Source organism: Klebsiella sp. 10-1 (assembly GCF_009758445.1).
Lineage (GTDB): Bacteria > Pseudomonadota > Gammaproteobacteria > Enterobacterales > Enterobacteriaceae > Klebsiella > Klebsiella scottii.
Genome location: NZ_WQRE01000003.1, coordinates 638,571 through 662,087, shown reverse-complemented (window position 1 = coordinate 662,087; position 23,517 = coordinate 638,571). Strand labels below are relative to the sequence as shown.

At 55.6% G+C, this 23,517-nt stretch carries 19 protein-coding genes, 2 tRNA genes and 1 pseudogene; 11 read left to right on the top strand and 11 right to left on the bottom strand.

The genetic code is table 11. The annotated features are described in order from the left end of the window. The first annotated feature begins 148 nt into the window (after nt 1–148). From hflK to GO007_RS14910, 5 genes are all read left to right on the top strand, one after another. Nucleotides 149–2,050: a protease modulator HflK gene (gene hflK, locus GO007_RS14930; protein ID WP_095101149.1), complete on the top strand. Its 1,902-nt coding sequence runs from the start codon at nt 149–151 to the stop codon at nt 2,048–2,050. Further along, nucleotides 2,047–3,048 (top strand): SPFH domain-containing protein, encoded by a 1,002-nt coding sequence (locus GO007_RS14925; RefSeq protein WP_095101147.1) that lies wholly within the window; start codon nt 2,047–2,049, stop codon nt 3,046–3,048. Before hflK ends, GO007_RS14925 begins: the two co-directional genes overlap by 4 nt. Next, the gene (locus GO007_RS14920; protein ID WP_095101145.1) at nt 3,045–4,115 is read left to right on the top strand and encodes an SPFH domain-containing protein; all 1,071 of its coding nucleotides are present in this window, start codon (nt 3,045–3,047) and stop codon (nt 4,113–4,115) included. Before GO007_RS14925 ends, GO007_RS14920 begins: the two co-directional genes overlap by 4 nt. After that, complete coding sequence (locus tag GO007_RS14915) at nt 4,112–6,055, top strand: heavy metal translocating P-type ATPase (RefSeq protein ID WP_095101143.1); 1,944 nt, start codon at nt 4,112–4,114, stop codon at nt 6,053–6,055. The genes GO007_RS14920 and GO007_RS14915 overlap by 4 nt, the downstream gene beginning before the upstream one ends. A 379-nt stretch (nt 6,056–6,434) precedes the next feature. Beyond that, nucleotides 6,435–7,772 (top strand): ATP synthase subunit B family protein, encoded by a 1,338-nt coding sequence (locus tag GO007_RS14910; RefSeq protein ID WP_095101141.1) that lies wholly within the window; start codon nt 6,435–6,437, stop codon nt 7,770–7,772. Between the two features lie 63 nt (nt 7,773–7,835). Here GO007_RS14910 and GO007_RS14905 read toward each other — a convergent pair whose 3' ends face one another. The 3 genes from GO007_RS14905 to GO007_RS14895 all read right to left on the bottom strand — a co-directional run bounded on the left by GO007_RS14905 (nt 7,836) and on the right by GO007_RS14895 (nt 11,058). After that, a complete protein-coding gene (locus GO007_RS14905; protein WP_095101377.1) occupies nt 7,836–9,098 on the bottom strand; it encodes an NAD(P)/FAD-dependent oxidoreductase in 1,263 nt (420 codons plus the stop codon). Nucleotides 9,099–9,141: 43 nt separating this feature from the next. Next, a complete protein-coding gene (locus GO007_RS14900; protein ID WP_095101139.1) occupies nt 9,142–9,792 on the bottom strand; it encodes a DsbA family oxidoreductase in 651 nt (216 codons plus the stop codon). 102 nt (nt 9,793–9,894) lie between these two features. Further along, on the bottom strand, nt 9,895–11,058 hold the full coding sequence (locus GO007_RS14895) for an FAD binding domain-containing protein (RefSeq protein ID WP_095101137.1): 1,164 nt from the start codon (nt 11,056–11,058) through the stop codon (nt 9,895–9,897). A gap of 223 nt (nt 11,059–11,281) precedes the next feature. Here GO007_RS14895 and GO007_RS29135 point away from each other — a divergent pair. Together GO007_RS29135 and GO007_RS14890 are read left to right on the top strand one after the other, a co-directional pair. Then, nucleotides 11,282–11,458: pseudogene (locus GO007_RS29135) on the top strand (LysR family transcriptional regulator); the annotation flags it as partial. A gap of 39 nt (nt 11,459–11,497) precedes the next feature. Then, on the top strand, nt 11,498–12,223 hold the full coding sequence (locus GO007_RS14890) for a substrate binding domain-containing protein (RefSeq protein ID WP_227839893.1): 726 nt from the start codon (nt 11,498–11,500) through the stop codon (nt 12,221–12,223). A gap of 27 nt (nt 12,224–12,250) precedes the next feature. On the opposite strand, the gene GO007_RS14885 is transcribed toward GO007_RS14890, so the two are convergent. The 4 genes from GO007_RS14885 to GO007_RS29550 form a co-directional block, all read right to left on the bottom strand. Beyond that, a complete protein-coding gene (locus tag GO007_RS14885; RefSeq protein WP_095101133.1) occupies nt 12,251–13,072 on the bottom strand; it encodes an alpha/beta fold hydrolase in 822 nt (273 codons plus the stop codon). A gap of 331 nt (nt 13,073–13,403) precedes the next feature. Then, nucleotides 13,404–13,479 (bottom strand) — tRNA-Asn (locus tag GO007_RS14880). 127 nt (nt 13,480–13,606) lie between these two features. Continuing rightward, complete coding sequence (locus GO007_RS14875; RefSeq protein ID WP_095101131.1) at nt 13,607–15,043, bottom strand: EmmdR/YeeO family multidrug/toxin efflux MATE transporter; 1,437 nt, start codon at nt 15,041–15,043, stop codon at nt 13,607–13,609. Nucleotides 15,044–15,138: 95 nt separating this feature from the next. Beyond that, nucleotides 15,139–15,231: a DUF5951 family protein gene (locus GO007_RS29550; RefSeq protein WP_369125005.1), complete on the bottom strand. Its 93-nt coding sequence runs from the start codon at nt 15,229–15,231 to the stop codon at nt 15,139–15,141. Nucleotides 15,232–15,236: 5 nt separating this feature from the next. Here GO007_RS29550 and GO007_RS14870 point away from each other — a divergent pair. After that, nucleotides 15,237–15,312 (top strand) — tRNA-Asn (locus tag GO007_RS14870). 161 nt (nt 15,313–15,473) lie between these two features. Continuing rightward, on the top strand, nt 15,474–16,724 hold the full coding sequence (locus GO007_RS14865; RefSeq protein ID WP_095101129.1) for a tyrosine-type recombinase/integrase: 1,251 nt from the start codon (nt 15,474–15,476) through the stop codon (nt 16,722–16,724). A 423-nt stretch (nt 16,725–17,147) separates the two neighbouring features. Here GO007_RS14865 and GO007_RS14860 read toward each other — a convergent pair whose 3' ends face one another. Genes GO007_RS14860 through hpsN form a run of 4 tightly spaced genes read right to left on the bottom strand, consistent with a single transcriptional unit; the run spans nt 17,148 to nt 21,599 of the window. Continuing rightward, complete coding sequence (locus tag GO007_RS14860; RefSeq protein WP_095101127.1) at nt 17,148–18,155, bottom strand: alcohol dehydrogenase catalytic domain-containing protein; 1,008 nt, start codon at nt 18,153–18,155, stop codon at nt 17,148–17,150. Between the two features lie 6 nt (nt 18,156–18,161). Continuing rightward, the gene (locus tag GO007_RS14855) at nt 18,162–19,490 is read right to left on the bottom strand and encodes an MFS transporter (protein ID WP_095101124.1); all 1,329 of its coding nucleotides are present in this window, start codon (nt 19,488–19,490) and stop codon (nt 18,162–18,164) included. A 29-nt stretch (nt 19,491–19,519) separates the two neighbouring features. After that, the gene (locus GO007_RS14850) at nt 19,520–20,275 is read right to left on the bottom strand and encodes an SDR family NAD(P)-dependent oxidoreductase (protein ID WP_095101122.1); all 756 of its coding nucleotides are present in this window, start codon (nt 20,273–20,275) and stop codon (nt 19,520–19,522) included. Nucleotides 20,276–20,285: 10 nt separating this feature from the next. After that, nucleotides 20,286–21,599, bottom strand: coding sequence for a sulfopropanediol 3-dehydrogenase (gene hpsN / locus GO007_RS14845; RefSeq protein ID WP_095101120.1), 1,314 nt, complete (start codon nt 21,597–21,599; stop codon nt 20,286–20,288). 372 nt (nt 21,600–21,971) lie between these two features. On the opposite strand from hpsN, the gene GO007_RS14840 reads away from it, so the two are divergent. Both GO007_RS14840 and GO007_RS14835 read left to right on the top strand, forming a co-directional pair. Further along, complete coding sequence (locus GO007_RS14840; RefSeq protein WP_095101118.1) at nt 21,972–22,256, top strand: UxaA family hydrolase; 285 nt, start codon at nt 21,972–21,974, stop codon at nt 22,254–22,256. A 2-nt stretch (nt 22,257–22,258) separates the two neighbouring features. Beyond that, nucleotides 22,259–23,428, top strand: coding sequence for a UxaA family hydrolase (locus tag GO007_RS14835; protein ID WP_095101116.1), 1,170 nt, complete (start codon nt 22,259–22,261; stop codon nt 23,426–23,428). The last annotated feature ends 89 nt before the right edge of the window (nt 23,429–23,517 follow it).

Here is a 23,517-nt window from a genome sequence, read left to right as displayed (position 1 = left end):
TTACGCGGGTCGCAGGCTATCCAGGACGGAGCGCTTTGTTTATATTGCGGATGTTATCATATAACACCATCGGTTCTTCGTCTCAGCGGTAACCTCAGCAGATCGCTTGCCCGGGTTGAGGGGCAAGGACGGATCAACTGGAGAGTCTATGGCGCAGCCCCCCTCACCCGAGAGTCGCCCTCGGGTCACTTCGCGAAGCCGACGTTTGCTTATCGCACAGGCTATTCTGTACTCCCTTCTCGCTATCTCCGGCGCGATTTATCTCTTCCTGCAGCTGTTTTCCGTCACGGGGTTCTGGCTGCCCGTGACGCGCCTGATGCTCGCCGCGGTGCTGGTCGCGCTGGCGTTTGTGGAAAACGCGTTACGCTGCGAAGGCGGCGGGATGCAGGACCCGCCGTCCGCCAATAGCGCGGAGGAAGAGCCGACTCTTCTGCGTCGCGCGCTGCCGGAAAACGTGCAGGCCTGGCTCCGCCATTTCCATCAGCATCTGGCGACCACCCTGATCGCCGCCGCGCTGGCCGGCGCCTTTGCCATCGCCAATATCGCGGATGACCGGTCCGTTGACCAGGCCGATGCCCCGCGGCTGATCGCCGTCGCCTTCTTTATTCTGCTCTGTTTTACGCTGCTGCTGATCGAACGCATGCTCAGCTTCCGCCTCCTTCGCGACTGGCCTCATCAGCAGCAGCACGTGAGCTTCGCTCGCCTCATGCTCAGCCTCTTGCTGCTGCTCACCCTCTCGCTGCTGGCGGCGATGGCTTTCCCCGCGCCCGCGCTGTGGGGTATTAAGCTGGCGAGCCTGATGATACTGCTGGTGGCGCTGGAGTATGTGCTGCGCGCCCTGACCGCGATGGCCTCTCCCCTCCCGCCGAACGCCGCCCCCCGCTTTCTGACCCGCAGCCTGCTCGCCGGGCTGTATCAGTGGCCGCCGCGGCCGCTGCTGCGCGCGCTGGACTCATTTCAGCAGCGCTTTGGCGTCGATCTGCGCCAGATTCAGGCGTTTCGTCTGATGGGCAGCCGGCTTTTACCGGTGACCGCGGGGATCGCCGCGCTGGGCTGGCTGCTCAGCGGGCTGACGGAGGTGCAGCTGCATCAGCGCGGGATATATGAGCGTTTTGGCCGCCCGATCGCCGTTCTGGCTCCCGGCCTGCACGCCGGGCTGCCCTGGCCCTTTGGCCGGGTGGTCGCCGTCGAGAACGGCGCGGTGCATGAACTCCAGCTCAGCGATATCGCCGAAGCCGCGCAGGTGGATCTCCAGCCCAACGACGCCGCAGAAGGCCCGGCACCGCAGAGCAGCTGGCGGCTCTGGGATAGCAGCCACGCCACGGACCAGTCCCAGGTCATCGCCAGCGCCGCTATGGACAAGCAGAATTTCCAGATAGTGAATATGGATATCCGCGTGATCTGGCGCATTGGCCTCAGCGATCGGGATGCGCTTAACAGCCAGTATCAGACCGAAGACCTGGCGGTGATGATTCGCAGCATCGCCCGTCAGATACTGGTGACCCAGTTTGCCAGCAAGCAGCTCGATGAACTGCTTGATGAGCAGCGGGCGACGCTGGCTACCGCGCTCAGCCAGCAAATCCAGCAGCGTCTTACGACCCTCAATACCGGCGTGGAGCTGCTGTTCACCCGCATAGAGGCCATTCATCCCCCCGCCGGAGCGGCCAACGCCTATCACGGGGTGCAGGCCGCGCAAATCGCGGCAAATGCGCTGATCGCGCGCGAACAGGGCTATGCGGAGAAGGTCGGCCGCGAAGCGCAGCGTAACGCCCTGACCGGCCTGAATAACGCCGAGGCCTCCGCCGCCGAAAACCGGTCGCGGGCGCGGGCCGCCGCGGTGACCTTCTCTGCGGAACAGCAGGCGTGGCAGCAGGCGGGAGAGGCGTTTATTACCGAGCGACGCTATCACATTTTGAGCCAGGCGCTGGCCCATACTCCGCTGCTGATCCTCGATAACCATCTTCAGGGGACCAGCGAACCGGTGCTCGATCTCCGTCAGTATCCCGCTTTATCCGACAGTACCGCCCCACAGAAGGCCAGCACACCATGAAGATCCGCGCGATAACCGCCACCCACGTAGCCCCGAATGCCGTTAAGCGGCAGATCTCTCCGCCTGCCCCGCTGCGCCGCAGGCGCGGCATTCGCCTCGGCGTGGCGGCATTTCTGGTCACGCTGGCGGTATTAACCGCCTGCCTGCTGGAAGTCCGCGCCGGGAGCGCCACCGTGGTGACCCGCTTTGGCGATCCGGTACGCGTCCTGCTCGCCCCCGGCCTGTCATGGCGGCTGCCGGCGCCTTTTGAAACGCCGCTGGACGTCGATCTGCGCATTCGCTCCACCTCCAGCGGCCTGCAGGACGTGGGCACCCGCGACGGATTACGGGTGCTGGTGCAGGCCTGGGTTATCTGGAAGGTCAAACCCGATAACGATAACGTGCTGCGCTTTATTCGCGCCGTGCAGAACCAGCCGGATGAGGCCGCCCGCCAAATCCGCACCTTTATCGGCTCCGCGCTGGAGACCACCGCCAGCAACTACGCGCTGTCGGATATCGTTAACGTCGACGCTAACAAAGTCAAAATAGCCCAGCTGGAGAGCCAGCTGCAGTCGCAGCTGCAGGCCCAGCTGCTGAAAAGCTACGGCATTGAACTGATCCAGACCGGGATCGAGCGCCTGACCCTACCGGCCGTCACGCTGAACGCCACGGTGGATCGCATGCGCGCCGAGCGCGAAACCATCGCCACCGAACGCACCGCCGAAGGCAAACGTCAGGCTGCGGAAATTCATTCCCGGGCGGATCGCGATGCGCGCATTCTGCAGGCCGACGCCGCGGTGAAAGCGGCGGCCATTAGCGCCGACGCCCAGCGCGACGCGGCTGGCATCTACGGCAAGGCGCGGGCCAGCGACCCGCAGCTGTATGACCTCCTGCGTTCGCTGGATACGCTCAGCACGATTGTTAACGCCAGCACCCGCCTGGTGCTGCGTACCGATGCGGAGCCGTTCCGCACCCTGGTGCAGGGCCCCACGCCGTTGACCGGGACGCAGCAGCCATGACCTCAGCATCGCCTGGCTCAACGCCCTGGGGACAGTCATACCGCATCGCCTTCTTTACGCTGTATGGCGCGGCTATTCTTGCCGCCGGCGCGTGGCTGTTCTCCTGTATCCATCCGGTCGCCCCCGACAGCCGGGCGGTGGTCTTTCAGTTTGGCAGGCCGATCCGCGTGGCGAACGCGGGGCTGCTGTTCGCCTGGCCGCATCCCGTCAACAGCATCGAACTGGTGCCGGCCGCCGAACGCATTCTCGAACGGGACGTGGCGGTGCTGCGCCGCGACCAGCAGCTGGAGCGGATCAACAACTGGGAGCGGGACGGCGATGCCGGCGCCGGAGCGGGCTATCTTTTAACCGGCGATGAAGGCGTGGTGCAGCTGGATGTCCGCGTATTCTGGCGGGTCAGCGACCCGATCCGCTTCGCGCTACAGCGTCCGCATATCGAGCCGCTGATCGATCGCCTGACCGAACGCGCCGCCGCGGTCGTCTGCATGGAGCGCGGTCTGGACGCGATTTTGGTTGCCAGACCGGAAACCCCGCAGAACGATCGCCACTCGGCGGAGGAGCGTATCCGCCTGCGCAGCGACTTCAGGCACAACATGGCACAAAGCCTGGCGCAGATGGCCGCCGGCGGCAACGATCCGGGCATCGTCATTGAGCGTGTCGATATCGTTTCATCGCTGCCGGCGAACGCGGTGGCGGCCTTCAACGCCGTGCTCACCGCCAGCCAGCAGGCAGATAAGGAGATCGCCAGCGCACGCACCGCGGCCACGCTGCTGAGCCAGCAGGCGCAGCAGCAGGCGGATCGCACCATTCAGCAGGCGCAAGCCAGCCGTCAGGAAACCCTGGCGAAGGCCAGCGTTGATACCCGAACCATCCTGCAGCTGGCGCAAACCCGGCGCGACGGGAGCGACGGCGGATTGCTGCTACGCCTGTGGCGCGACGCGGTCAGCCGCATTCTGTCGCAGGCCGGACAGGTCATTACCGTCGCCCCCGGAGACGACAGCCGCCTGATCCTTCAGGGCCTTCCCCCCCAGCCGGCCACGCCGCCGGCCAGCGAGAAATCACCATGAGCCAGTCGTGTAGCCACGGGCATATCCACTTCAGCAGTCATCTCCAGACCCCGGCGGAGCAGCGGCGGATGGCGCGTCGGCTGACGCTGGCGATGATAACCATCGGGCTGCTGTTGCTCAGCCTGCTCTGGCGCGCCGTCGCGCCGGATCAGCCGGCGATCGGCGATATTCTGGCCGCCGTTGCCTGGCTGCTGGTTGCCGTGCCGGTATTCCGGGCGGGCTGGCACAGCCTGCTGCATCCGGATCTCCACGGGGTGACCGATCTGCTGATCGTGCTGGCGATGCTGGGCGCGTGGGCGCTGGGCGATCTGATGACCGCCGCGCTGCTGCCGGTGATCATGATTTTCGGCCACATTCTGGAAGAGCGCAGCGTCATGGGAACCCGCCAGGCCATCGCCGGGCTGAGCAAGCTGGCGCATAGCCGGGCGAGACGCCTGCGCCAGGACGGAGCGCTGGAAAATATCGGCAGCCAGCAGCTGCGCCCCGGCGACGTGGTTGAAGTTCGTCCAGGCGATCAAATTCCCGCCGACGGGAAGATCCTCTCCGGTAACGCCAGCCTCGATGTGGCGTCCATTACCGGTGAATCGGTCCCGGCGGAGGTCTGCCCCGGAATGTCGGTCTTCGGCGGAACGCTGAACCTCAACGGCCTGCTGCGCGTCGAGATTACCCATACGGGCGAGCACTCCACCCTCGGGAAAGTGCTGGCGCTGATGCAGGACGCCGAGCGGGCAAAACCGCCCATCACCCGGATGCTGGAACGCTACGCCGGACATTATCTGATCCTCGTGCTGCTGATCGCCGCGACGACCTGGTTTTTGACCTACGACAGCCAGGCGATGCTGGCGGTGCTGGTCGCGGCCTGCCCCTGCGCCCTGGTGCTCTCCGCCCCGGCCACCTCGATGGCGGGGATCGCGGTGGCCGCCCGGCACGGCATCCTGATCCGCAACGCGGCCTTTCTTGAAGAGCTGGCGGACGTTGATGCGGTCATTATTGATAAAACCGGCACCCTGACCCAGGGGCGGCTGCGGCTGGTCGACGTGGTTCCGGCAACCTCGCGCCCGCGCGAGTCTCTGCTGCAGCTGGCCTCAGCGCTGGGCGCCGCAAGTAATCACCCGGTGAGCCGGGCGATGGTCGGCGCGCTTCCGACAGATGAAGAGATCCCGCTGCGGGACGTGGAGGAGATTCAGGGTTTGGGGGTCGTCGCCACCACCGATGCCGGCCGGGCGCTGCTGGGACGAAGAGAGCTATTCGACCGCTATCAGATCGACGTCGCGCCGCTCCCCGACCACGATGGCCCGACGGTCGGTATCGCTGAAGGCGGCGTTTTTCTCGGCTGGCTGCTGCTCGACGATACGATCCGCCCCGAGGCCCCGGAGGCCATTGAGATGCTGCAAAACCTCGGCATCGGCCGCTTCCTGCTGCTGACCGGCGATCGCCTGGCCGTCGCGCAGCGCGTGGCCCAACGGACGGGAATTGGCGAGCTGGCGGCCGAAGTTCTTCCGGCCGAAAAGCTGCAGCAGGTGCAGCGGGCCGTCAGTGAAGGGTGGCGCCCGATGGTGGTTGGCGACGGGATCAACGATGCGCTGGCGCTCAAGGCCGGCGCCGTCGGTATCGCTATGGGCAGCAACGGCGCCGATATCGCGCTGGCTTCCGCCGACGTGGTGCTGACCGGCAGCGACTTACGCCGCCTGCCCCTGGCGGTAAGGCTCAGCCGCCAGTGCCGCGCCACCCTGCGGGTCAACGTATTTATCGGCCTTGGCTGGACCATTTTAATCGTGATTGCCGCGGCGATGGGGCTGCTCGGCGCGGCGGGAGCCCTGGTGGCGGCGATATTGCACAATCTCAGCACGCTGCTGGTACTGCTGAATACCGGGAGGCTGCTGCAGTTCGACGCCCGACGCGGGAAAGATGAGAACGCGGGCAACGAGCCGCGCTCGTAAAAACAGGCGCGCTGCGGCCCAGGGCTGGCACGGCGCTGCCGGGGCCTGGCGGGTCAGCGCGCAGGGAAATTTAATGCTCTGGGTTGAGAGAGCGGCAAACGACAAAAAAGCCCGCTGAAGAAAACTTAAGCGGGCTTTTTAAATATAGCTTCGCGGACTAAATGCAATGTTTGTCTCTCTCATTTGACCCCCAAAAACTAAATTTTTCGCCTTAAATGGATCGCTTATTAAGAGCCAAAGATGAAGTATTCTTTGCGATGTGATTTTTTTCGCGATTGGTTGACCCTTGTTCACAATCCAGGGCAGGATTGCCTACAGGCCGCTGCCGCTGCGGTTTCAAAGGGGCCCTGAAGATATCAGGAAAGAGCAGGAGAGCGAAATGATGGTAACCTTCACAATCCCATACGTAATATTTATTATTGGTGTTGCCTATAACATCCAGCAAACGTTAGATGCCACAGGAATATCCCTTGTCACACCTCCAGCAATCGATTCCAGCGGCTATGCCATGATCACGGCCTTTGATATCCAATATGGTATCGGGTTTTTAGTTTTCTTTCTGTTGATATATTTGATGTTGCTTTTTGTTTTTTCTATGGTCGCCGCCTACTGCGTTGGACGATGGAAAGGATTGCTGGCTGGGGTATTTATTTGGTGCGTTCCGGGAACGCTTTCGGTCTTAGGGTATTGGCCTAAAATTCAATTCTTGCCAGAGATTTATAACGTTTGGGGTGCAGGCTATTTAGGTAGCGCGGTGGGCATGACCTGCCTGCTCATCATGGGATTAATTACCGGCTGGAACTTATTTATCATTCTTACGGATATCTTTAGCTTACAGGACCGATTTCGCCATTTCTACGATCATATTTGGTACTCAATGGCGATTGTCGCAGCGGTATTTTTTGTTGCAGATACCGGCGCTGGAGAGAATCAACGGCACCTGCAGGATGACACTCAACAGTTCCAACAAGCAAGCACCTATCTGGCAAATCAGCTTCGCCAGTACGATCGGCATTGTGCTCAAGAAAAGCTAAATTTGGCATCGTGTGCCTGGGCTCATCGTATGCGGCAAGAGTTGGCAGAATATGCCACCTACAATGATAAATTAATTCTCGCGCTGGTGCCGAAAACAACCCGCGAAATCTACATTATTTATAACAGAGATGCCGACAATAATACTGCCCAAAAAATCCGCGAGGAGCTTGATACATATAATCAAGTAACCTGTCAAAATGGCCCTGGCTCGTATGATTGTGTAATGACACCGTCCGTTTATTGTTTAATCAGCGATCCGCCAAAGAATTTTTATGATTATTCTCACCACCAAACGATCGTTGCGAACGAATGTATTATTCCAACGTTAGTCCTTTTACAAAAAAGAATTGCTAATGAAACGAAGAAAGTCAACGCATCTTCCGAACAAAAGCATATACGCTGGTTTTTCTACTTTTTACTTTCTGTCCTTGCCGGCGGTAAAGTCGCTAATGCAACCGCGCGCTGGAGCAAATCTGGAAAAAACAAGGCCGGCTTAGGGGATAAACGTCGGATAATCGGTATGACAAGCGCCGCCTGGGGATTTTTGATTGCATCTTCCCGGCAGATTTTCTGCATTCTCAATCGATTATTCTGTCGGTTATTAACGCAGTGCGCAAAGCTAAGAACGGCAATTAAGCGGTCAGTAAACGGAAGGCCGACAGAAGATCGTGATGAGACGTAGGGCCGGCTACCCGCATAGCGCGGGAAAGATGCCTTCGGTGAGGATACGGTTGCTGACATGCGCTCACCCCTGTTCCTGTAAGTAGCGATGGACAAATGTCACGGCCATCGCCCCCTCGCCAACGGCGGACGCAACGCGCTTGACGGAACCATGTCTGACATCCCCCGCGGCAAAAGAGCCTGGCACGCTGGTTTCCAGATAAAATGGCTGGCGGGCTAATGGCCAGTTCTCGGGCCAGCTGCTCCCTCCGGAGAGATCGGACCCAGTTAGCAAATAGCCTTCAGAATCGCGCAAAATATGCGTTTCGCTGGCCCATTCGGTGTTAGGCTGGCCGCCAATGCAGACAAAAAGTCGGGAACAGGCGTGGCGACTTTTTCCACCCGATAACCGGTCGTGAAGAGTAATCGCCGCGAGGGAATCCTCACCGTCCAGCTCAGCTATCTCGCTATTGAAGATGACCTTTATATTGGCTTTTGAGGCGATACGCTGGATTAAATACGTCGACAATGTCTGAGACAGGCTGCTTCCCCGTACCAGCATCGTGACCTGAGCAGCATATTCAGCAAAGTGCATCACCGCCTGGCCTGCCGAGTTGCCGCCCCCCACCACATAAACATGGTCATTCGCGCAATAAGGCGCCTCTGCTGCTCCGGCGCCATAAAACAGGCCGTGCCCGAGGAACTTATCTTCCCGGGGTAAATTAAGGCGGCGATACTCAACGCCGGTAGCGCAGATATTGGTTCTGGCGGTCAGCGTCTCGCCATTGGCAAGACGAACATGGATTTTGCCATCCTTAAAATGGGCCTTCACCCCTTCACTCATGGTTACCAATTCAGCGCCAAACTTAATCGCCTGCTTGCGGGCCCGGTCCGCCAGCGCAGCCCCGGAGATCCCTTCGGGAAAACCGAGATAATTCTCGATTAATGAACTGGTACCCGCCTGGCCGCCTGGAGCCTGGCGCTCAATTAATATGGTTCGCAGACCTTCGGATGCGGCATAGACGGCGGCGCTTAGCCCTGCAGGGCCCGCGCCGTAAATGGAGACGTCATATTCGCGATATTTGGGCAACGTGATGTGGCCTAAATAAGCGGCGATATCATGCACTCCCGGGGCGAACAGGCGAACCTGTCCCGGAAATTCAACAACGGGAAGACGCAGGTCATTGAACCCTGACACCCCTAATGCCGACAAACACTCTTCTTCACTATTTAGTTCAATCCATTCAAAGGTAACAGCGCTACGCGCCAGATAGTCCCGAAGCAGATAGCCTTCCGGCGATCCCGCCCGGCCATAAATGCGTATGCTGTTTGTTTCTTTATCGGTCATTTTTAGCAACCTCACCATGCAAGGATTGAAGAGCATCAGACTTTCAGAGAGCGGGCTTCTCCTGAGGTTTACGGGCAATCGCCCTCATGATGGCATCCTCGATAAGATTTAACGGCTGCGCGCCGGAAATCGTCTCGCCTTCAATGTCAAAATTCGGTACGCCGCGGATCCCGGTGGCGAAGCTGATTGCCGCTCTGGTCTCTTTTGCGCCAGCATCGCTGGTGAGGTAGGCCAGCGCTTCCGCTCTGTTGAGGCCGTTTTCCCCGGCGATATCAGCCAGAACGTCCACATCCCCGATATCGCGGCCCTGCTCAAAATAGCCATGGAAAATCCCATTGGCGACGGCATCAGCGGCGCCATGCCGGTGGGCCAGATTCATCAGACGATGCGCGCGGAAGGTGTTCGGCGTCTTCTGCATTGCGTCGTAATTAAACGCGATATCATCCTCCGCGGCAGCCAGAATGGTTTTTCTGTCCAGCGACTGGCTGTACTCCCAGCTGCCAAATTTGGCGGAACGGTAGTTCTTACGATCGACGCCTTCTACCGGCATCGTGGGATTAAGCTCATAGGGTTGCCAGAGAATAGTCACCTCCACATCATCGGGTAAACGACGAATCACCTTTTGCAGACGGCGTTCGCCAATAAGGCACCACGGGCAAATAAAATCAGAGGTGAGCTTGACGGTAATATTCATATTGACTCCTGCTGGCTATGAGTAGGTCGGGAACATCATTGCGTTAAAAGATTATTTAGGCGAAAGATGAAATACATTACGGGCGCTACGGCGTATTGATATTTAATACCCTGATGATGGTGACATATCAATTGACATCAGGCGGTTGCCCATGTTCATTCCCACCTGCTTCAGGTATTTACCGAGATGCCGCTGCTCCGGCTCCCAGCGCGCTAAAGCGGCATCGATATCGTCAGGATAATTCAGAAATACCCACCGTAATGCCAGGGCATTTGCCGCCGCCTTGGAAGTGCTTGCCGCCGTGTGTGGGCGTGGAATAGACGCCGCATCGCCAAGCAATAGCACCCGATCTTTCACCATGCTATCAACGGCCAGATCGCGAATAGATTGCGCGAAAGGCTCTTTTGTCGCCAGCACCACGTCTCTGAACCCTGGCGGCAGCATCCGCACGGCCTCTTCATAAATATGGTTTTTCCATTTTTGCGCGATGACGCCTTCAGGTAGAGAATGCCCGCGCATTACGCCATTTTTATCGGTCATTACCGATTCGCGAGTCGCATCGTCCATAACGCGATACCACACCCAGTTATAAAGCCGGTGCCCCGGACGCAGATCGTTATTTATCCCCGGAACGAGGTAGCCCAGAATCTGCGATCCCTTATTATCGGCAAACGCAAAGTTGCCATGAAGATCGAGCCGGGCGCGCTCCGGCAGCCGATCTTCACGAATCAGCCCTCGCCAGGCGATATAGCCAGAATAAGTCGGGGTTTCACCCGGCCAGAGCAGCTGGCGGACGGTGGAGTTATTGCCATCGGCGCCAATCAGAATGTCGCCTTTTATATGGCTACCGTCCTCAAACCACGCGGTAACGCCCTCTTTTTGCGAATCGATACGCTGCAGTTTTTTCCCCTGATGGTAATTCTCTTTGCCGGTGGTGGTCAGTAATGTCGAATAAATTAATGACCATGAGGTTTGCATTTGTGGAGCTAATTGTTTGTATTCAACCGTACCGTCGGGATTATAAAAAATGCGGTATTGTGAACGAACGCCCATCTCATCCCATTTTTTATTAACGCCGCTTTCCTGAATTACCTCCACCACCTGCGGCTGAAGTACGATGCCACCGCCCTGGCTATCGAGATTTTTTGCCGAGCGTTCGAAAATATCCACATCCCATCCGGCTTTTTTCATCATATTTCCGGCAAAAAGTCCGCCAAGAGAACCGCCAATAATAATGGCTTTTTTAGGTTGGGTAATATCTGACACAGGCACCTCCGCATTTTATTTATGCCACGCAGGTAAGGGTATAAATAATAATTAACTGTCTGGCTGCTGACGTTAACCATAACAGCCTCAGCGCTAGCGGAGAATACCAGTAAAACCGGAAACACTATTGCGTAGTACGCAAAGCTGACTGGTATTCCTCACTCAAAACAGGCTAATGTAAGGACTCACCCAGGCGTTTTTCCTATACGAGAAAGTTAAAGCTATGGATATGTTTTCGTCCTTACAGGCGCTGGTAGCGGTGGTTGAGGAAGGCGGATTCTCTTCCGCCGGGCGGCGCCTGTCGCTTGCCACCTCTTCCGTCACCCGACAAATTGACACGCTTGAGCAATATCTTGGAACGGTGCTGCTGGTTCGCTCAACCCGAAAGGTATCGTTAACCGGGGCCGGAGAGCGGTACTACCAGCATGCCTGCAGGATTATGGCCGATCTCTCCTACGCTAACTACGAAGCCCGCGACCACTCCGGTATGCCCCGCGGGATCCTCAGAGCCAGCCTGCCGGTATCCTGGTCACTGCAATATTTAGCCACTTTATTGCCTGAATTCATGAAGCAATATCCGCTTATCCGGCTTGAACTCACTTTTACTGACGATGTGGTTGATCTGGCTGAGAACCGACTGGATCTCAGCATCCGGCTGGGGAAAATTTCTGCGCAAAACGTCATTGCCAAAAAGCTGCTGTTGCAAAAGCGCGTTCTTTGCGCCAGCCCGGCCTATCTTGCTGAAAAAGGCGTGCCATTGCTGCCTGCCGATTTACGACGCCATAATTGCCTGCTTTTCTCCTACTCTTCCGGTCAGACAAAATGGTTTTTCTTCCGCGATAAAACGGAAGGCGTCAGCGTTGAGGGAAACCTTAGATGCAACAATTCTCAGATACTCAGGCAGGCGGCTTTGGGCGGACAGGGTATTGCTTTGCTTCCGGACTGGCTGGTGAATAACGACGTTCAGCGCGGCGACCTGTTAGCGCTGTTTCCGGACATACGCGCTGATGTTACCGCTGACGAAGATGAATCCGCGGTGTATGCGCTTTATCATCCAAGCCGCCGCGACATTAAAATGGTGAAATTATTTGTCGATTTTATTTATCAGTTCCTCAACCAGCAGGCGGCAGAGGAAACTGATATTTTCTGCGGGAAGCCAGGCTAAAGCAGCACGCCTGGTTATTTATCTAAACTAGCGGCGGATAAACGCAAGCACATCTTGATTAAACTGCCCGGCATTTAGCTGAGCCAGACCGTGGCTGGCGCCGGGATAGATTTTCAGCTCAGCGTCTGCGATTATCTTCGCGCTCTTAATGCCTGCCGCAGCAATGGGCACAATTTGATCGTCATCGCCATGAATAATCAGGGTAGGTTTGTCGATTTTTTTCAGGTCGTCCGTATAGTCGACTTCGGAAAACTCGCGGATACAGTCATACTCCCCTTTGATGCCGCCCTGCATCCCCATCCGCCAGAACGATTCGACCAGGCCATCATTGGTGGCGATATTTTCGCGATTAAAGCCATAAAACGGTACCGCCAGCTCGCGGAAGAACTGCGAACGATTGGCTGCGGTGCCGGTGCGGATATTGTCGAAAACCTCCAGAGGCGTGCCCTGCGGGTTATCAGCCGTTTGCAGCATTAGCGGTGGAACCGCGCCGACTAACACCACTTTTGCCACGCGGGAAGATCCGTGACGGCCGATATAGCGGGCGACTTCCCCACCGCCGGTTGAATGGCCAATCAGTATCGCATCATGCAGATCAAGATGGTCGATCAGCTCTGCCAGATCGTCCGCGTAACGGTCCATGTTGTTGCCTTCCCAGGGCTGCCCGGATGCGCCGTGCCCGCGGCGGTCATGGGCGATAACCCTGAAACCGTTCTGCCCAAAGAAAAGCATTTGTGCGTCCCAGGCATCTCCGGAAAGCGGCCATCCGTGAGAGAAAACAACCGGCTGACCTTTGCCCCAATCTTTATACGCAATGCGAACATTATCTGAGGTAGTGAAATGGCTCATTATCGATCTCCTGAAATTAACGGCATTAATTAGGAAACTACATCCCGTGTCGGGTGCAGTTAACTTAAACGACAATGTCAGAGGTGATAATCCGGGGAATATACAACGTAGTTTTGCATCTGGTGCAACGCTGGCGCCGTTCAGGGTATCCGGCTGTTTTTATGTCCGCGCCGTGTTACGTGCTGAGCGCCAAATTTGCCCGATATGGAGGGAAAACTAAAAATGCACGGGAAGATTTTTCACGCTTGCTCATTGAATCAAAATCACGAAGGGATTCTCAAAGAAACATGAAAAAGCCCGCTTAAGTTTCCTTAAGCGGGCTTCTCGAATTTGGCTCCTCTGACTGGACTCGAACCAGTGACATACGGATTAACAGTCCGCCGTTCTACCGACTGAACTACAGAGGAATCGTGTGAACGGGGCGAATATTAACGGCGACGCCCGGCCTTGTCAAAGGCTGTTTCGCACATTTCAAACCGTTTGCCGATTTATTCTCCACTTTGTGCGAAATTTGTCGTTTCGCCCAGAAAATGGTTAGGTTTCGCGCACCTGGCTTTTGCTTCGTGGATATTTCCACAGCCAGCGCCCGCTGACCATCCGGCAGTAGAACAGCACGCCGCGTACCGCCCAGTCAAGCACCATCCCCAGCCAGACGCCAATCACGCCCATACCGAGTACGATGCCCAGCGTATAGCCCGCCACGACGCGGCAGCCCCACATCCCCAGCATCGACACCCACATGGTGTAGCGTACGTCGCGAGCGCCTTTAAACGCGCACGGCAGGGTCCAGGACATCGCCCAAATCGGCATAAAGAAGGCGTTCAGCCACAGCAGCTCTTTAACCACCACTTTGACATCCTCTTCGCTGGTATAGAACGAGGCGATCAGGTTAGCAAACGGCGCGGTTCCCCACGCAATTACCGTCAGGATGATGGTCGATAGCCAGAATACGTGCCACGCCTGGCGCTCCGCCTGCCCAATCTGGCCTTTTCCCAGCCGGGTGCCGGTAATGATGGTCGACGCGGAGCCCAGCGCGTTTCCCGGCAGATTAATCAGCGCGGCGAAGGAGAAAGCGATAAAGTTGCCGGCAATGACGTTGGTTCCCATGCCGGCGACAAACATCTGCGTCAGCAGCTTGCCGCCGTTGAACAGCACCGATTCGATGCTCGCCGGGATGCCAATGCCCATCACTTCCCAGATAATGGCAAAGTTAAGCGGTTTGAAGTAGCTCTTCAGCGAGATGCGCAGCGCGGGATTAAACCCGACGGCTAATACCCACACGATCGCCACCGCTCCGATGTATCGGGCGATGGTCAGCCCCAAACCTGCGCCGACGAAACCGAGGCCGGGCCACGAAAAAACGCCGTAAATCAGGATGCTGCTGATAATAATATTGATGATGTTCATCCCGCCGTTAATCAAGAGCGGAATTTTGGTATTGCCTGCCCCGCGCAGCGCGCCGCTGCCGATCAGCGCAATCGCCGCCGCCGGGTAGCTCAGCACCGTCAGCTCCAGATAGGTTAAGGCCATATCCTTCACCTGGGCCGAGGCGTCTCCGGCGACAATATTGATAATCTCTTTGCCGAAGGCGTGTATTACCGCCGCCAGCAGAATGGAGAACAGCGTCATAATCGCCAGCGACTGCCTCGCCGCCGCCCGCGCGCGTCGCGGATCGCGCTTGCCGAGGCTAAAGGCAACCACCACCGTCGTCCCGAGATCGATGGCGGCAAAGAACGACATGATCACCATATTAAAGCTGTCGGCCAGCCCAACCCCGGCCATCGCCTCTTTACCCAACCAGCTCACCAGGAACGTACTGACTACGCCCATCAGCAAAACGCAGCTATTTTCCAGCAAGATGGGGACCGCCAGCGGGCTGATTTCACGCCAGTAAAGTACGCGATAACTCTTACGTTTTTTGAACCAGGATGTTCGTTCTACGGCCCTGCGTGCTGCGGATGTGACGTTCAAGGGAGACCTTAGTGAGAAAAGTTGAAACTACATTTCAAATGATGATAGAGAAATGCTAATCCTGCAAAGCATTTTTCCTTCTAAATTGTCGGTAATTACAACAAATTGTTGATAGAAGCGGCGGTTGACCGACAGGGGCGGAATAGATGTTTGACAAAAATTTTTTCGCCGCTAAGATACGACCCCACACGATTCCTCTGTAGTTCAGTCGGTAGAACGGCGGACTGTTAATCCGTATGTCACTGGTTCGAGTCCAGTCAGAGGAGCCAAATACTTGTTTTCATGCCGCCCTGCGAATCCTTATATGATTCGGATTCAACAGGTTAGCGTGAAAAGTCTTCCCGATGCATTTTCAGTTTTCCCTCTGCATCGGAAGAATTTGGTGGTCAAATCTGGGGTCAAGTTGGTTCGATGACGGAGTGACCCCCAAATGTCTCTTAACGACTCAAAAATCCGCAGCTTAAAACCATCCGCAAAACCCTTCAAAGTTTCCGATTCTCATGGTCTGTATCTGCTGGTTAATCCAGGCGGTTCACGTCTCTGGTATCTCAAATATCGTATCAATAGAAAAGAATCCCGCCTCGGCTTAGGCGCCTATCCTGATGTGTCTCTGGCCGCTGCTCGTCAACAGCGTGACGGCATCCGTAAATTGCTGGCGCAGAATATCAATCCGGCTCAACAGCGCTCTGCTGAAAGAACCACTTCCTCACCAGAGGAAACCTTCAAATCAGTGGCACTAAGCTGGCATAAAAGCAATAGAGCATGGTCAGAGAATCATGCCGCCCGTCTGCTTGCCAGCATGAATAATCATATCTTCCCGATAATTGGACACCTGCCAGTCACAGAACTGAAAACCCGCCATTTCATCGACCTTCTGAAAGGGATTGAGAAAAAAGGTCTGCTGGAAGTGGCAGCACGCACTCGGCAGCATATGTGCAACATTATGCGTCATGCTGTGCATCAGGAGTTGATAGAGCATAATCCAGCAGCCAATCTGGACGGTATAATCGCGCCGCCCGTCAAACGCCACTACCCTGCCCTTCCGCTGGAGAAACTACCGGAACTGTTGACTCGCATTGAAGACTACATGCAAGGGCGAGAATTAACCCGTTTGGCAGTATCACTTACTCTGCACCTTTTCATCCGTTCCAGCGAATTGCGTTTCGCCCGTTGGTCTGAGATCGATTTCACAAACAAAATCTGGACCATTCCGGCTACCCGTGAAGCCATCCCCGGTGTGCGTTATTCCGGGCGTGGTGCCAAAATGCGCACGCCGCATATCGTTCCCCTCTCCCGTCAGTCCATCACTATTCTGAAACAGATACGGGAAATCTCTGGGCATCAGGAACTCATATTTCCCGGTGATCATAATCCGTATAAACCCATGTGCGAAAACACGGTCAACAAAGCGCTGCGCTTGATGGGTTATGACACGAAAGATGAAATTTGCGGTCACGGATTCCGGGCAATGGCCTGTAGTGCGCTGATGGAGTCTGGACTGTGGGCACAGGATGCGGTTGAACGGCAGATGAGCCATCAAGAACGCAATAGCGTTCGAGCGGCTTACATCCATAAAGCAGAGTATCTTGATGCCCGTAAAGCGATGATGCAATGGTGGTCGGATTATCTTGATACTTGCCATAAATCTTATGTACCACCGTATATTTTAGGTAGGAAATAGAGTAATTCTACGACCTGATTATTGAACCGACAGTCTCAACATAGCAAAGCCATACTAGGAGCGACTACTGGCTTGCATGAAGTGGAATGGATTGTTATGCAGAGAACCCAGTCCAGGAAATAGACGTATAGACGTAAAGCTATGTCGATGTTTGCCGGAGATACGTTCCACCGGCTTTAGTCCAGGCACAACGCACTGAAAAGAATTGTGGCAAAGGTTTTCATGGCTGTTGTAAGGAAGAAAGTGGCATTTCTTCGGTGCTCTATCGTATATCTCAAAAAGATTGTACATCTCAGAAATTCTAAGATCGGAAATGCATAATTGAATGGAACACTAGTCCAGTTGTGAATATAAGAATATCAAAAAATCAGCCATTATGGATGTGATGAGTCGGCGAAAGCGGCGGCTTGGCACCGCTTTTTTTCAAGGTATAAGTAAAACCTTCGCAGCTGAAACCTGCTGTGATTCCAGATCGGAAAAGGCTTGTTCACCTTCGCTAAGTGGCCGCGATTCCACCCAGCCAAGCTCCCCAAGTGCCCCCTCTTCCAGCATCGACAGAGCGAGGCAGAAATCGTCCATGGTGTAGGTATAGGTGCCCAGCAGCGTGATCTCGCCAAGCGTTATTTTGCGCATATCTATCTCGCTGGCCCACGCTTGCAAGCCAATATGCATGATCACCCCTCCTGGTTTTACTGCCTGAATAGCCATCTGACGTGTTGCAGCCGCACCCACAGCATCAACCACCAACTGATGACTCGACTCGCTGATGCTGGTTTCCATTGGGTTGATACTGATGCAACCGGTATAGCGCTCAGCCGCCTCAGCACGCAGCGCATTGGTTTCAGCCAGCGTGATGTGACGACAACCCCATGCCCGCAGCACTAATACCGTTAACAAACCTATCGCACCGCCACCAATCACCAGCGTTCGCGTTTCCGCCAACGGTTGCGTTAACGTCCGCTGGGTTAAACGCATGGCATGAACTACCGTGGACGCCGGTTCAGTCAGCGCCGCATGCTGGATAGAAATACCAGTTGGCAGTGGCACCACAGAACGAGCAGGAATGGCCATAAACTCAGCAAACGCGCCTGGCCAATCCATTCCCACCATATGACGGTCGCTGCATAAATTGTCGCGTCCCTGGCGGCAGTATTCACACACCCCACAGGTAATCAGCGGATTGGCGGTGACACGATCGCCAGGTAGAAAACGCGGCGACTGACTCTCCACAATTTCTCCTGCCAGTTCATGGCCGAGAACCAACCCTGGCTGTCGGCGTGGGTCCTGGCCATGAAAGGCATGCATGTCGGAACCACAAATGCCCGCCGCGCCAATGCGGATCACCACCTGCTCTTGCCCCGCTGCCAGTTGCGGGTAAGGGCGTTCTTCAATGGCCATCTGATAAGGACGGCTGTAAATCAACGTTTTCATAAGCTCTCACTTAATCAATACAGAATTTGTCACCGTCACCCGACCGGCACCGTGGGTTTGTCGCCACAGATAGAGCGCACATGCAGCGCTGGTCAGGCCGATAACCAATACATACGCGCAGATGAGCCAAGGACGACCACCGAGCATGTTAGAGAAGATCGTAGCCAGCACAGGTGTCAGGCCACCCGCAAATACTCCGGAAATTTGATAGGCAAATGAGATACCGGTATAGCGCACCGAGGCATCAAAGCACTCTGAATAGACCGATGACAGTGTGCCAAACACGGCGGCATGGAAAATGCCAAACGGGATCACGATGGCGGCCCATACCAGCCAGATGTTGTCGGGATGGTTATGCATCAGTGCGAACGAAGGAAACGCCGACAGTGCTGAAAGCGTTGCCCCCATGGCAAAGATGCGCGCACGCCCCCAGAGATCCGCCATGTAGCCCCAGAACGGGATAAAGAAGCTCATGACAAAGGCGCTGGCGAGGATCGCGACAATGGCTTGATCGCGCGGAATATTCAGGTTTTGCGTCAGATAAGTCAGGGAAAAAACGCCAAAAATATTGAAGAACACACCGTCAATCAGCCGCATCCCCATACAGGTAAACACCAGTTTGGTGTTATTGCGGAACAGCTCCACCAGCGGGATGCGTTTCGGTGCATGCTTACGCGCCTCCTGCGCTTTGAGAAAATCTTCGGTTTCTGCGACGTTTTTACGGATGTAGGTGCCGATGATGACAAAGACACCGCTAAGTATAAACGGCACGCGCCAACCCCACGACATAAAGGCCTCATCGGGCAGCAAATACGAAGCCAGACCAATCGCACCTGACGCCAGCAGCAGGCCAAGGGACATTCCAATTTGTGGAATACTGGCAAAGAAAGCGCGATGTTTTTCCGGTGCAGATTCAAATGTCATGAGTACCGCCCCCCCCCACTCACCGCCTAATCCGATACCCTGAATTAATCGACACAGAATCAGTAAGCACGGTGCCCACAGACCAATTTGGTGATAGCCAGGAACAAGCCCGATCACCACGGTAGCACCACCCATGATCACCAACGTCAGGATCAGCATCTTTTTTCGGCCCAGCGTATCGCCGAAATGCCCAAAAATGATGGCACCTAATGGCCGGGTTAAAAAGCCAATGGCAAATACGCCGTAAGAGAGCAGCGTGGTGATAAAGGGGTCGCCTTCCGGAAAATAGAGTTTGTTGAACACCATTCCCGCGACTGTGCCGTAAAGGAAAAAGTCATACCATTCTATAGTCGAACCAAACAGGCTCGACAACGTGACGCGTCGCAGATTGCCGGCAGCAGGTGTTTGCATGATGTATTTCTCTCCACATAAGTGTTGATTCAGATAGCGCTGTAACCGCCATCCACCATCAATATTTGCCCGGTGATATAGGCACTGGCGTCACTGGCAAGCAGCAGCGTCGCGCCCTGTAAATCGTTCATTTCGCCATTGCGCCCCAGACAGGTTCGCGCGGCATGTCGCTCACGAATGGTGGGGTCGGCAAAAACGGGGCCGGTCAGTGCGGTAGGAAAGAAGCCCGGACCGATAGCATTACAGGTGATACCGTCACGTCCCCATCGCTGTGCGATCGCGCGGGTAAGCTGAACAATGCCCCCTTTGCCCGCGCCGTAGGGTGCGCTGTTATCAAAAGCGCGGTGTGATTGCAGTGACGCGATATTGATGATGCGCCCCCAACCGCGCTGTGCCATACGGGGCGCCAGCGCCTGAGTAAGAAAAAACGGGGCTTTAAGGTGGAGCGACAGCTGCTGATCCCAATCTGCTTCTGTTACCTCTTCGAATGGCTGGCGCAGATTAACGCCTGCAGCATTCACCAGAATATCGGCATCAGCACTTTCACGCGCCAGAGCCTGTAATGCCGCCATCTGCGTCACATCGGCACAGCAATAACGCGCCTGCGCACCCTGCTGAATCAAGTGCTGTGTGGCTTCAGCCAACTGCCCCTCGCGTCGCGCCGCAAGAACGATCTGCGCGCCTGCTGCAGCCAGCGTTTGCGCGATAGCAAAACCGATGCCGCTGCCACCGCCGGTTATCAGCGCGGTTTTGCCCGTTAAGTTGAATAATGTTGCCGCTTGCATCGCAACCTCCTTAGCGCGTAACAGGTGAACCGAGCTGGAATGATTGACCCGCGAAGTATTTCGCGAGACGCACCTCGGCCGTGCGCGCATGTGCCTCCATGCCCTCCATGCGTGAAATACGCGCGGTGGTTTCGGCAATCTGCGGTATGGCATCACGAGGCATCTGCTGCCATGTCAGGGTTTTGAGGAATTTGTGAACGGAGAGTCCACCGGAGTAGCGTGCTGCGCCCTTAGTAGGCAGGACATGATTCGGTCCGCTGCACTTATCCCCAAATGCCACCGTGGTTTCTTCGCCGAGGAACAGCGAGCCGTAACAGCTGAGCGCATCGCGCCACCAGTTCAAATCGCGGGTATGCACCTCAAGATGTTCGGAAGCGTAACGATCGGAAACTTCCACCACCTCTTCGCGACTGTCGCAAACAATCACTTCGCCATAATCGCGCCAGGCGCAGCTCGCTGCATCGCGAGCTACCGGCGGCAGTTCGGCAATCAGCAGTGGGACTTTGAGCATCACCGCGTCAGCCAGTTCGCGTGATGTGGTAAACAGCCACGCAGGGGATTCATGACCATGCTCCGCCTGCCCAACAAGATCGCTGGCAACGATGTCGGCATCAGCGCTTTCATCGGCAATCACCGCCACTTCTGAAGGTCCGGCAAAGACATCAATGCCCACCTGACCAAACAGCGTACGTTTCGCCTCAGCAACGAATTTATTGCCCGGTCCCACCACAACATCCGCCGCCTTACCGCTAAACAACCCCCACGCCATACTGGCAATGGCTTGTACACCACCCAGCGTCATAATGGTATCCGCGCCAGCACGGTGAAAAGCGTAGAGCACGCAAGGATGAATACTTTGGCTCAGATAGGGGCCTGAACAGGCTATAATATTCTTTACACCAGCAGCTTTCGCAGTGGCCACCCCCATGTAAGCGGAAGCTATGTGCGCATAGCGACCAGCCGGTGCGTAACAGCCGACAGTGGTCACCGGCAGCACCTTTTGTCCGGCCACAAGACCTGATGGCAGTGTCACCTCAAAATCCTGGATGGATTCACGCTGCGCACAGGCGAAGGTGTAAACCTGTTCAATGGCGTAGTCGATATCCTTTCTGACTTCCGCTGGCACATCGCGGACCTGCATCGCAATCTGTTCCGGTGTCAGGATGATGTCGCCTTTCCAGTTATCAAGTTTCCTGGCGTATTGCCGCACTGCATCTTCACCCTGCGACTTAATCGTGGCGAGCATCTCTTCCACCACCTGCCGCGCTTCAGCCGTGTTGGATTCCGGTGATTTAGTTGCTTTCTTTAACCAGGTAACTGACATACGCATCTCCAGACAAAATTAAAGGTGAAATCATGTGTCATATATATGACTGCATTTATCTATAGTGAGCATGCGTAAATAGTGCAAAATCGAATTGAACAAAAAGTGATCGCGATCGACTTCAATCCGCAAAACTCATAAGGCGATCACATTTTAACCTCCTAGCTTTAAGCCTTATAAATTAAACTATTATAAATCACCGTTTTAACTGGTTAGAGATTTGTCCTCTCATCTCCTGTTTCCATCTATTCCTGCATTCGTGAAGCCGCTCGCAAAAAAGTCGGCAAAATCGAAATAAATTTTGCCATCTCAACTCATCTATAATATGTCATATATATGAGTTCATTTGTTGTTCGACAATCGGAGGCTGTAATGAGTATTGATTTCGTGGTTCACGATGATGGCGACTCGGTAGGAGTCGTGGTGGTGGAAGGGATCGAGGCAGGTCAAACCCTGACAGGCTGGATAATGGATCAAAACAAAACCATTGAATTTGCAGTGAAAGATGCCATTCCAATCGGCCATAAGCTGGCAATTCGCGATCTGGCGATAAATGACACCGTGATCAAATACGGTGAAGACATTGGCCGCGTCGTGGCGGCAATCCAGCAGGGCGAACATCTACACGTACACAACGTTAAAACTAAAAGGTGGTAATGATGGAAATCAAAGGACGTCAGTTCTCAGGCTATCGCCGTGAAAATGGTCGTGTCGGTATTCGTAATCACGTGATTGTACTGCCGGTAGATGATATCTCAAATGCAGCAGCAGAAGCAGTGGCAAACAATATCAAAGGGACCATAGCGCTGCCCCATCCTTATGGTCGCCTGCAGTTCGGTGAAGACCTGGAGCTCCATTTCCGCACCCTGATTGGTACGGGTTGCAACCCGAACGTGGCGGCAGTAATTGTGATTGGCATTGAGCCTGGCTGGACTCAACGCGTGGTTGACGGCATTAAAGCCACGGGTAAACCGGTAGCCGGTTTCTGGATCGAGCAGAACGGAGATCACAACACCATTTGTGCCGCCTCACGCAAAGCGAGAGAGTTTTCACAATATGCATCTGAACTGCAGCGGGAAACTTGCGACATCAGCGAGCTTTGGGTATCGACCAAATGCGGCGAGTCTGATACGACCTCGGGATGCGGTGCTAATCCTTCTGTGGGCAACCTGTTTGACCGCCTGTATGAGAACGGTAACACCCTTGTCTTTGGCGAAACCTCCGAGCTGACTGGCGGCGAACATCTGGTGGCTGCACGCTGCGCCAATGACGATGTGCGCCAGAAGTTCCAGTTCATGTTTGATCGCTACAGCGCAATGATCGACCGCTGGAAAACCAGCGATCTTTCGGAATCGCAGCCCACCAAAGGCAACATTGAGGGCGGGCTCACGACCATCGAAGAGAAAGCGCTGGGCAATATTCAGAAGATCGGTAAGAAATGTCGGGTCGATGGCGTACTGGATAAAGCAGAAACCCCCACCGGACCCGGGTTGTGGTTCATGGACTCCTCATCTGCAGCAGCCGAAATGGTCACGCTATGCGCGGCAGCCGGTTATGTAGCGCACTTCTTCCCGACCGGCCAGGGGAACGTCATTGGCAACCCGATTTTGCCGGTCATCAAAGTGTGTGCGAATCCACGCACGGTGCGCACCATGTCAGAACATATTGATGTGGATGTCTCAGCCGTGCTGCGCCGCGAAATGAATATGGATGGGGCCGGGGATGCGCTGCTTGAGTCACTGTTGCGTACCGCTAACGGGCGACTCACCGCCGCTGAAGCGCTCGGCCATCGTGAGTTTGTCCTGACCCGTATTTTTGAAAGTGCGTAACATACCTGCCCGCCATCAGTGGCGGGCGTCATCTCTTTACTCGCCTGCGGCGGCTTCCCGAGCGCCGGTTCGCAGCCGCCAGGCTTCGC

Coding starts and splice junctions, on each gene's coding strand:
- GO007_RS14860 (WP_095101127.1), bottom strand. CDS start 18,155: ATGAAAACGTTGATTTACAGCCGTCCTTATCAGATGGCCATTGAAGAA.
- GO007_RS14840 (WP_095101118.1), top strand. CDS start 21,972: ATGAGTATTGATTTCGTGGTTCACGATGATGGCGACTCGGTAGGAGTC.
- GO007_RS14885 (WP_095101133.1), bottom strand. CDS start 13,072: ATGAGCCATTTCACTACCTCAGATAATGTTCGCATTGCGTATAAAGAT.
- GO007_RS14865 (WP_095101129.1), top strand. CDS start 15,474: ATGTCTCTTAACGACTCAAAAATCCGCAGCTTAAAACCATCCGCAAAA.
- GO007_RS14855 (WP_095101124.1), bottom strand. CDS start 19,490: ATGCAAACACCTGCTGCCGGCAATCTGCGACGCGTCACGTTGTCGAGC.
- hflK (WP_095101149.1), top strand. CDS start 149: ATGGCGCAGCCCCCCTCACCCGAGAGTCGCCCTCGGGTCACTTCGCGA.
- GO007_RS14925 (WP_095101147.1), top strand. CDS start 2,047: ATGAAGATCCGCGCGATAACCGCCACCCACGTAGCCCCGAATGCCGTT.
- GO007_RS14920 (WP_095101145.1), top strand. CDS start 3,045: ATGACCTCAGCATCGCCTGGCTCAACGCCCTGGGGACAGTCATACCGC.
- hpsN (WP_095101120.1), bottom strand. CDS start 21,599: ATGTCAGTTACCTGGTTAAAGAAAGCAACTAAATCACCGGAATCCAAC.
- GO007_RS14905 (WP_095101377.1), bottom strand. CDS start 9,098: ATGACCGATAAAGAAACAAACAGCATACGCATTTATGGCCGGGCGGGA.
- GO007_RS14890 (WP_227839893.1), top strand. CDS start 11,498: ATGGCCGATCTCTCCTACGCTAACTACGAAGCCCGCGACCACTCCGGT.
- GO007_RS14910 (WP_095101141.1), top strand. CDS start 6,435: ATGATGGTAACCTTCACAATCCCATACGTAATATTTATTATTGGTGTT.
- GO007_RS14915 (WP_095101143.1), top strand. CDS start 4,112: ATGAGCCAGTCGTGTAGCCACGGGCATATCCACTTCAGCAGTCATCTC.
- GO007_RS14850 (WP_095101122.1), bottom strand. CDS start 20,275: ATGCAAGCGGCAACATTATTCAACTTAACGGGCAAAACCGCGCTGATA.
- GO007_RS14835 (WP_095101116.1), top strand. CDS start 22,259: ATGGAAATCAAAGGACGTCAGTTCTCAGGCTATCGCCGTGAAAATGGT.
- GO007_RS14900 (WP_095101139.1), bottom strand. CDS start 9,792: ATGAATATTACCGTCAAGCTCACCTCTGATTTTATTTGCCCGTGGTGC.